This is a genomic window from Leucobacter sp. UT-8R-CII-1-4, from assembly GCF_030010235.1.
GTDB lineage: Bacteria > Actinomycetota > Actinomycetes > Actinomycetales > Microbacteriaceae > Leucobacter.
On the sequence record NZ_JASCRS010000003.1, the window covers coordinates 412,936 to 422,392 of the forward strand.

Consider the following 9,457-nt stretch of genomic DNA (forward strand, 5'->3'; position numbering starts at 1 on the left):
CCAGCCCTCAGCTCATGTAGTTTCGGCGCTAGAGCTTGCCCAGATAGTCGGCTAGTGCCACGCGCGCATCGCGCGGCGCAAAACCAGTCGCCTTGATCTTGTCGAGGGCGAGCATGCTGTTCAGTGGGCGAGGAGCCGCTTCTTTGCCTTCGAAGTAAGCTGCCGTGCTCGTGCCGCTGACTCTCTCAGCATCGTGGCCGGTGCCTGTGTACACCTCACGAGCAATATCGGCCCAACTCATTGCGCCACCGTCATTAGTGAGGTTGTAGAGGCCTGGCTCCGGGCGGGTGTTCAGCAGATGCACAATGCCGGCCGCAATGTCTTCTGTGAAACTCAAGCGCCCGAACTGATCATCGACCACGCTCGGGGCGATCCCACGCTCAGCAAGCGAAGCCATAGTGCGAACAAAGTTATTGCCATCGCCGATCACCCAGCTGGTACGCACAATGTAGTGCGAAGGCACAGTCGAGACGACAGCATCGCCGGCAGCTTTTGACTGACCGTACACCCCGAGCGGCGCGATATCTGCCGACTCCGAGTACGCGCCAGCAGCGGTGCCATCGAATACATAATCACTCGACACGTGCACGAGCGTGAGCCGGTGCTTCGCCGCGTGAGCAGCGAGACGGGCCACACCCGTAACGTTCGCGTCCCAACAATCGCGGCGACCCTCGGCGGTCTCTGCAGTATCAACCGCAGTGTAGGCGGCCGCGTTGATCACGGTGTCGTAATCGCTCCAGCGCACCTCATCGAGTGTGCTCTCGTTGAACAGGTCAATACGTGAGCGGTCGGCAAAGTCGGCTGTTGGCAGTGCGTGCTGAAGCGCGCGACCAAGCTGGCCATTTGCGCCAATCACAAGAGTGCGCAGCGCCTTCATCGGTTCGACCTCTGCCAGGCGCGGGTGCGCGAGGTCTTTGTCGCTCCGTTCAGCCTCGGCAAGTGGGATCGGCCACGCAATTGCGGCGGTCTCATCTTCGAGGTTCAAGAAAGTGTATTCGCTCTGAGCTGCCGCACTCCAGTGATCGTTCACCAGGTAGACGTAGGCGGTGTTGTCTTCGAGGGTTTGGTAGCTGTTGCCCACACCTCGGGGTACAAAAATTGCGGTGTCGGGGCCAAGCTCTGCCGTGAAAACGGTGCCAAACGAGTCGCCCTCGCGCAGATCAACCCAGGCCCCGAAAATGCGTCCGGCCGCTACCGAAACATACTTGTCCCACGGCTCGGCGTGAATGCCTCTGGTTGCACCAGCCTTGTCGTTGAAGGAAATATTGTTCTGAACCGGCCCAAAGTCTGGCAGGCCAAGCGCCACCATCTTTTCGCGCTGCCAGTTTTCTTTGAACCAGCCGCGGTTGTCACCGTGCACTGGCAGATCAACCAGCACCATGCCCGGGATCGTGGTCTCGCGAATCGCGAGTGGCTTAGCCGCCATCACTACTGACCCTGCTCGCGGTACTTCGCCTCGGTTTCGGCTTTTTGCGGCCGCCACCAAGCTTCGTTCTCGCGGTACCAATCAATGGTCGCGGTGAGGCCGCGCTCGAAATCTGGGAAGGCAGGCTGCCAGCCGAGCTCTTCGCGCAGCTTCGTCGAATCAATGGCGTATCGCAGGTCATGGCCGGGTCGATCAACAACGTGATCGTAGGCGTCTGCAGGCTGACCCATTGAGGTGAGGATCAGCTCGAGCACATCTTTGTTGTTCTTCTCGCCATCGGCACCGATCAGGTAAGTCTCGCCGAGGCGACCTGCCTCAATAATGCGCAGCACGGCGCTCGAGTGGTCGTCTGCGTGAATCCAATCGCGCACATTCAGACCCTCACCGTAGAGCTTTGGTCGCTCTCCGGTCAGAATGTTGGTGATCTGACGGGGAATGAACTTCTCAACGTGCTGACGCGGACCGTAGTTGTTTGAGCAGTTCGAGATCGTCGCCTGCAGGTCGAACGAACGCACCCACGCGCGCACGAGCAGATCGCTGCCGGCTTTCGTCGATGAGTATGGTGACGAAGGGTTGTAAGGCGTGTGCTCCGTGAAACGGTTCGGATCGTCAAGCTCAAGGTCGCCGTACACCTCGTCGGTCGAGATGTGGTGCAGTCGCTTTTCGTAACGACGCACAGCCTCAAGCAGGGTGTAGGTGCCGATGATGTTGGTATCAAGGAAGGGGCGAGGATCGTGCAGCGAATTGTCGTTGTGTGACTCTGCCGCGTAATGCACTACAACGTCGTTCGCGCGCACGAGCTGATCAACGAGTTCGGCGTCGCAAATATCGCCGCGAACCACGGTGACCCGGTTTTCTGGCAAACCGGCAAGCGAAGCTGCGTTCCCTGCGTAGGTGAACTTGTCGAGTACCGTGACGATTACGTCTGTGTTCGCCACGAGGTAGTGCACGAAGTTCGAGCCGATAAAACCGGCTGCGCCAGTCACGAGCATCTTGCGGGTCAAGAGGATCCTCCAAAGTCACGCCGAGCGAACGCTCGGCGACGGCAGGGTGCCAACAGATTCAAGCCTACCCGCGGAGCCTGAAAAGGCTGAAGCCGGGACTGCTTGGCTTGGTCTGTTTAGTTTCCAGCGCAGCGCGCATAGCGTTTGGCGTCTAGCGCGCGAGCATCGACTTCAGCGCACCGCGCGCACGCAGACCGGAGATCACGATCCAGCGCACCGGTGCACGTAGCGCACCCGAGTATCGCTTGCGCATAAAACGAATCGCACTTGCAGTCATGGCTCGTTCGGCAACCGCACTGTGCTTTTTCAACGAGTGGCCGCCAGTGTGCACAATAGTTACCGCTGGATCAAACACATTCGTATAGCCAGCAAGCCCAATTCGGTAGCCGAGGTCGATGTCTTCAAAGTGCAAGAAGTAGGCCTCATCCCAGCCTTCAATCTGCTCATACACCTCACGTCGAACCATGACAGCTGCACCGGAAAGCCAGCCTGCCGTGCGCTGCTCGTCGTAGTCGGCGTCGTTTTTGTAGGCGCGCGACCAAGGGTTCTTGGGCCATACCTTGCCAAATAGGGCGTGGCCGACGCCGGTGCCAACCGAGGGCACGTTGCGGGCCGAGGGGTAGACGGTGCCGTCATCGTTCAGCGTGCGGGGGCCAATGCTGCCGGCATCTGGCGTGTTCAAGAGGGTTGTTGCGAGTTCTACAATCGAGGGAGCGGTGAAGATCACGTCGGGATTGCAGAAGAAGTAGGCGTCAAAGGGTGTGTCAGCTGCGGCTTGCAGTGCGCGCACACCAGCGTTCATGCCAGCCCCATAGCCGGGGTTCTGTGGCAGTGGCACGTAAAGAGCGCCGAATTGTTCGGCGAGGTCGCCAACACCCTCGTCGTTTGGTTTGTTGTCGACGATCGCTACGGCAACGTCGGCACCATGCTGCTCCCTGAGCGATGCAAGAAAAGGTTCGAGCGCATCTCTTGAGCCGTAGCTCACAGTGACGACTCCAACGTGGGGCGCAACTGAGGCGCGCGAAGGGGAGGGCTCGACCATGCTCCCATTGTATTGAAGGGCGCTGGTCGATCCTGCGTAAGGTGACGATAGACTGGCCGCTGAGTTTCTCAGGGCTTCTTTGCCCTGATTCGAAAGGTGGGGTCTCGTGAAGGGCATCATTCTGGCTGGCGGCTCGGGCACTCGCCTGTGGCCGATTACCAAGGGCATCTCAAAACAGCTGATGCCGATCTACGACAAGCCAATGATTTACTACCCGCTTTCGACGCTGATGATGGCGGGCATTAGCGAGGTGCTCGTGATCACGACACCCGAGCACAGCGAACAATTCCAGGCACTGCTCGGTGACGGCTCACACCTCGGTATGCGAATTGAGTACACCGTGCAACCATCACCAGACGGACTCGCGCAAGCATTCGTGCTGGGCGAAGAGTTCATCGGAGACGACAGCGTAGCGCTTGTGCTCGGAGACAATATTTTCCACGGCACCGGCCTCGGTTCAAACCTGCGCAAGCACACCGAGATTGACGGTGCGGTGGTCTTCGCCTACCACGTGGCGAACCCGCGTGCCTATGGCGTGGTTGAGTTTGACGACGAGATGCGTGCGCTTTCGATTGAAGAAAAGCCAGAGCAGCCAAAGAGCAACTATGCGGTGCCAGGCCTCTACTTTTACGACAATGACGTGGTTCGTATCGCAAAAACCATCGAGCCAAGCGCCCGTGGCGAACTCGAGATTTCGAGTGTCAACGAGCAATACCTCAACGAAGGTCGACTCAGTGTTCAGGTGCTTGAGCGCGGCACCGCCTGGCTCGACACCGGCACCTTCGAATCGATGATGCAGGCGTCGGAATACGTTCGTGTGATCGAGGAGCGACAGGGCTTCAAGATCGGTTGCATTGAAGAGATTGCGTGGCGTAATGGCTGGATCGACGACGCCCAGCTGCAGGAACTCGCAACACCCCTCGTGAAGAGTGGCTACGGCAAGTACCTGGAAACGCTCGGCAAGTAACGACTAAAGCAAAAAACCCACCTCGTGACGCGTGTCGCGAGGTGGGTTTTGCGTTGGATCGCCGAACGATCCAGGCGGTTAGCTTGTGAGCGCAGTAGCAGCCGGGCGGCGATTTTCGCGCTCGCGCCACTGCTTCAGGTCGTTGGCGAGCAAGTCGTGCCACTGTGTTTCGGTCTCGTCGAGCAGCAGGTCTCCAGACGCATACGCAGTCTGGAGTGCGGCAATCTGATCCGCTTCGATGCCCTGTCGCTGCATGCCAATGCTGTTCACGCCATGAATGCGGGCAGGCGAGCCAAATGCCTTGACATACGGTGGGAGGTCGCGGGCAACCGGCGTGCTCATGCCGATCATGCAACCAGCGCCGATGAAGGTGCGCTGGTGCACTGAGGCGTTCATGCCGATGTTGACTCGGTCGCCGATCACACAGTGACCGCCAATGCTGACACCAGCACTCACGGTGCTATTTGCGCCGAGCAGTACATCGTGAGCGAGGTAGGCGCGGTTGAGCACCCAAGAACCCGCGCCAACCGTGGTCGCGCGATAGCTGCCCTGGTGAATGACAGCGCCCTCGCGAATGACCGCACCCGCACCAATATGCACACCGGCGTGTGCAAGTTCGCCCGACCAAGCCGCGTTCTGTACGTGGTCGGTCATCTCTGGGGGCGCACCAATCTGTGCGCCTGGACCAATCCATGCGCCATCTTCGATTACGCAGGGGCCGAGAATCACGGCACCCGGGCCGATCTTCACATCTTCGCCAATCGTGACACCCTCGCCGATAAAAGCGAGCGGGCTGATTCCGTCGCTCACCTTAGGCGCCAGTCGCATCGAGCTTGACGCTCTGGCCGGTCTTCGCCGATTCAATTGACGCTTCGCATACGCGCAGCACGTTGAGGCCTTCTTGCAGGGTGACCGCTTCGCTTGGCTTGCCGAGGATTAGATCGCGGAATGCTTCGTGTTCGCTCTTGAGCGGCTCACGCTTATCAAGCGCGAAGCGAGTTACGGTTCCTTCGCTCACTCCACGGAAAGCGATGACCGCATCCCAGTCGGAATCGATCGTGCCGTTCTCGTAGAAAGTGAGGTCTGCGGTGAGCGTATCTGCAATAAATGCGCCACGCTCACCGGTAACGAGTGTCAATCGTTCTTTAAACGGGGTGAGCCAGTTGACCAGGTGATTAGTGATGGTCCCGTTTGCAAGCTTTGCCGAAATGGTGACCATGTCCTCATGCTGCCGCCCGCTTTGGAAAGCAGTCTGTGCCGCAACCTCTGCGTAGCTCGAGTTCGCTAGCCATGCGGTCAAATCGATGTCGTGGCTTCCAAGGTCTTTGACGACGCCAACATCTGCAATTCGCACTGGGAATGGCCCCTGGCGTCGAGTGTGGATCTGGTAAACCTGACCCAGTTCTCCCTGCTGCAGACGCTTGCGTAACTCCATGAGCGCTGGATTGAACCGCTCAACGTGGCCGACTGCACCAATCAAACCGCGACTATCGAACGCCTCAGCAAGACGCTGTCCTGCTTCGACAGAGTGGGCAATCGGCTTTTCGATGAGGGCGTGCACGCCGGCTTCGGCAAGCTTGATACCAACCTCTTCGTGAAACTGTGTCGGCACAACGACGACGGCTGCGTCGATACCGTGCTCGATTAGCGCTTCAACTGAATCGTAAAGCGGAAGGTTCCCGGCGACACCGTGTGGGTCGCCCATCGCGTCCGCCACGGCTACGAGCTCAACACCCTCAACCTCGCGAGCGACGCGTGCGTGGTGGCGGCCCATCATGCCAAGGCCAATGATTCCCATTTTCAGAGTCATACTGATTCACCGCTTTCGTCGGATGGCTTGTGAGTCTGTTGTTGTTCGATCATTCTCGCCTCCATGAGAGCAACCGCCCGAGCAAGTCTGGTGACTCGAGCATCGCTGCGAGCCTGTGACCTGATCATCGCGACCACGAAGAGCATGCCGCCGAGAATTGAAACGTAGAGCAAGAGATCGGCACCTCTGCCGATTCCAAAAAAGTTTGCCACTGCAGTGAGTACCGTTGGAAACAGTATTGAGAGTACTGCGGCGAGTGCTGCAAGCAGCGCAAGAATTCGTTTTATCGCAAGAGAACGTTCGCCGCGCAAGAATCTAATTGAAAACAGAGCGATTGCCGCGACACCGATAATCAAGAGGAGCTGGAAGAAAGTCATGGCTGCCTAACGAATGATCAGGTCGATAAGGATATTGACCGAGTTGAGCAGGGACTGCCCCTTGGCTTTTGAATACTCGGTGTAGAGCACCTCGACCGGTTGTTCGGCGTAGGGCAGTCCAGTGCGGCCCAGTTGCGCAATAATCTCGGTCCCGTGGGCCATTCGATCTTGCTTGAGGTGAATCTTACGAACCGCGTCTTCGCGGATTACTCGCAGACCGTTGTGGGCATCAGTAAGACGCGTTCGTGTAGTCCAATTTGTCACCATGACGGCGGTTTTGAGAACTATTTTTTTGATAAGCCCGGGTTTGGTTCGATTGTCGAGAAAACGTGAGCCAAACACGATCGCGAGGTTTTCGTCTCGTGCCCGCTCAACCATTGCGAGGGCGTCTTGCACGCGATGCTGGCCGTCTGCGTCGAAAGTGACTACATATTTGGCGTTGCGCTCGATTGCGTAATCAAATCCGGTCTGCAGGGCAGCACCCTGGCCGAGGTTGATCGGGTGCGAAACTAATCTTGCGCCAGCCTTGCGAACAATCTCGCCACTACCGTCCTGCGACCCGTCATCGATGCAAACCACGTTGGGAAATGTGGGTAGCAGTCCTGTAACAACTTCGCCCACGACTGTGGCCTCGTTATAGAGGGGAATAATCACCCAGGTGTCGCTATTGGAGTGAGCGAAAGCCGCTGAGGGTGCAACAGATGTCGCTGGGTCGACGGGCAATTCGGTCATGAAACCCATTCTCTCAGAAATGAAGGTGGCGCGCGGCGTGTCCGAAAAATAGGATAGCTTGCTGCGATTAGGAGAAGACGGTACTTTAGTGGCAAAGTCTCAAGCTTTGGTTGAGACATGCCACTGAGGAGATAGCTTTTGTCCAACCACATAAAGGCACCGCGATTGCGACGGATAGTGCTTGCCGCTGCCGTTGCTCTCGGTATCGCGATGACTCCGCTTGTCGGTACTGCGACTCCTGCAGAAGCTGCCCCTGTCGCCGGCTTTAACCCCGGCAATATCATTGACGATTCATTGTTCTATAACGGCACTGCAATGACTGCGCCGGAGATTCAAACTTTCCTGAATCAGCGACTGGCTAATTGCAAGATCGGTCAGCCTCCATACATGCCAGGAGCCGTTTCGCCGAGCGGATCAGGCAACATTATTGCCAGTGCCTGCCTGAAATCGTTCAAACAGTCAACGACCAGCCGCCCCGCCGACGCATATTGCACTGGGTATGTGGGTGTGCCAAATGAAACTTCGGCTCAAATCATTGAAAAAGTTGGCCGTGCGTGCGGGATCAGCCAAAAAGTGCTGCTCGTCATGCTAGAAAAAGAGCAGAGCCTGCTCACAGATGACTGGCCAGTCACACGTCAGTACAACTACGCGCTTGGCATGAATTGCCCCGATAGCGGTCCAGGCAACTCAGCAAACTGTGATGCTGCGAGTGCAGGCTTCGCATTGCAGCTATACCTTGGCGCCCGACAGCTGAAGGTATATAAGGGAAACCCAAACTCCTTTAACTACAAGCCTTTCCAAAACAACACAATTCAGTGGCACCCGAATGCGAGTTGTGGTACCTCACAGGTCTACATCGAGAACTGGGCGACCGCCGCGCTCTACATCTACACCCCTTACCGACCCAATCAGGCGGCACTTAATGCGGGTTGGGGCACCGGAGACGGTTGCTCAAGTTACGGCAATCGAAACTTCTATAACTTCTACACCAGTTGGTTCGGCAGCTCAGCGGGCGTTTCTGTCACAGGAGTGATTCTTGAGACCTGGAACCGATTCGGTGGACTGAACGGTGTTCTTGGAGCACCGAAGCAGACGGCTCAATTTGTTGCGGCAAATGGTGGCGGATACGTCCAAGAGTTTGCAAACGGTGCCATCTTCTATGAGACAAGCACCGGCAAATCAACGGCAATGTCTGAGGGTCCCTTCCTCGCGAATTACCGCGACGCCGGATATGTTTCCGGCCCGTGGGCTTGGCCAACCGGAGACGCAAATTGCAATGTCCAGCCAAGCGGCTGCCTCATGCCGTTCCAGAAGGGACGAGTCGCCTACTCGGTTGCCACCAAGGTTTCTCAGCTCGTACCGACCAAGCTGCTCGCCGAGTGGGATCGTCTCGGTGGCGTTGCCGGTGCCCTCGGGTACCCGGCAGACGCGCATGTGAGTGGCCTAGGCGGGGACCTCGCTCAACGCTTTGCCGGCGGTACGCTCGCCTGGTCTAACAAGGGATTTGCTGGCCAGATTGCTCCAGCGTTTTTGGATTACTGGAACTCAATCAATGGTCTGAAGACTATTGGCGCACCAATCGCAGCGCCGCAGCAACTTACAGCAAACGGCGGGGGCTCCAGCCTTGAGTTCACTGCAGGCACGGTTTATACCTCCCCTGCTGGAACTTTCGGCATGACACATGGCCCGTTCCGTGATGGTTACTTGGCTGCTGGTGGTCCTGCTGGTTCGTGGGGTTGGCCTGCTGGTAATGCAGCGTGTGGCTTGATCAATAACGGTTGTTACATGGGTTTCCAGCATGGAATCGGTATGTGGTCGGCTGGTACTGGCATGGTGCTGGTGTCTCAGGAATCGTTTGACCTCTGGAACCGTTCAAAGGGTTCGATTGGGTATCCGATTCGGGCGCCGAAGTTGCTGAGCGATAACGGTGGTGGTGAAGTGCAGGAGTTCCAGCTGGGAACGGTGTGGACTTCCCCTGCTGGCACGTTTGGTATGACGTATGGTCCGTTCCGTGATGGTTACTTGGCTGCTGGTGGTCCTGCTGGTTCGTGGGGTTGGCCTGCTGGTAATGCAGCGTGTGGCTTGATCAATAACGGTTG

8 protein-coding genes and 1 pseudogene are annotated in these 9,457 nt (G+C 57.5%); 2 read left to right on the plus strand and 7 right to left on the minus strand.

The genetic code is table 11. From position 1 onward, the window contains the following. Nucleotides 1-28: 28 nt before the first annotated feature. The 3 genes from QBL02_RS09285 to QBL02_RS09295 all read right to left on the minus strand — a co-directional run bounded on the left by QBL02_RS09285 (nt 29) and on the right by QBL02_RS09295 (nt 3,472). Nucleotides 29-1,426, minus strand: a complete 1,398-nt coding sequence (locus QBL02_RS09285) for a bifunctional dTDP-4-dehydrorhamnose 3,5-epimerase family protein/NAD(P)-dependent oxidoreductase (protein WP_282726138.1) — start codon at nt 1,424-1,426, stop codon at nt 29-31. A 2-nt stretch (nt 1,427-1,428) separates the two neighbouring features. Next, on the minus strand, nt 1,429-2,418 hold the full coding sequence (gene rfbB / locus QBL02_RS09290) for a dTDP-glucose 4,6-dehydratase (protein ID WP_282726218.1): 990 nt from the start codon (nt 2,416-2,418) through the stop codon (nt 1,429-1,431). Between the two features lie 163 nt (nt 2,419-2,581). Beyond that, nucleotides 2,582-3,472 (minus strand): glycosyltransferase family 2 protein, encoded by an 891-nt coding sequence (locus QBL02_RS09295; protein WP_282726139.1) that lies wholly within the window; start codon nt 3,470-3,472, stop codon nt 2,582-2,584. A gap of 106 nt (nt 3,473-3,578) precedes the next feature. On the opposite strand from QBL02_RS09295, the gene rfbA reads away from it, so the two are divergent. Further along, on the plus strand, nt 3,579-4,439 hold the full coding sequence (gene rfbA / locus QBL02_RS09300; RefSeq protein WP_282726140.1) for a glucose-1-phosphate thymidylyltransferase RfbA: 861 nt from the start codon (nt 3,579-3,581) through the stop codon (nt 4,437-4,439). Between the two features lie 78 nt (nt 4,440-4,517). On the opposite strand, the gene QBL02_RS09305 is transcribed toward rfbA, so the two are convergent. From QBL02_RS09305 to QBL02_RS09320, 4 genes are read right to left on the minus strand one after another with little or no spacing between them, the layout of a single operon-like run. Next, nucleotides 4,518-5,249 carry a DapH/DapD/GlmU-related protein gene (locus QBL02_RS09305; protein WP_282726141.1) on the minus strand — a complete coding sequence of 244 codons (732 nt, stop codon included), beginning with the start codon at nt 5,247-5,249 and terminating at the stop codon, nt 4,518-4,520. A 1-nt stretch (nt 5,250) separates the two neighbouring features. Next, complete coding sequence (locus tag QBL02_RS09310; protein WP_282726142.1) at nt 5,251-6,249, minus strand: Gfo/Idh/MocA family oxidoreductase; 999 nt, start codon at nt 6,247-6,249, stop codon at nt 5,251-5,253. After that, complete coding sequence (locus QBL02_RS09315; protein ID WP_282726143.1) at nt 6,246-6,626, minus strand: DUF2304 domain-containing protein; 381 nt, start codon at nt 6,624-6,626, stop codon at nt 6,246-6,248. The genes QBL02_RS09310 and QBL02_RS09315 overlap by 4 nt, the downstream gene beginning before the upstream one ends. Nucleotides 6,627-6,632: 6 nt before the next feature. Continuing rightward, nucleotides 6,633-7,358, minus strand: a complete 726-nt coding sequence (locus QBL02_RS09320; protein ID WP_282726144.1) for a glycosyltransferase family 2 protein — start codon at nt 7,356-7,358, stop codon at nt 6,633-6,635. Nucleotides 7,359-7,496: 138 nt separating this feature from the next. Here QBL02_RS09320 and QBL02_RS09325 point away from each other — a divergent pair. Then, a pseudogene (locus QBL02_RS09325) lies at nt 7,497-9,457 on the plus strand (hypothetical protein); the annotation flags it as partial.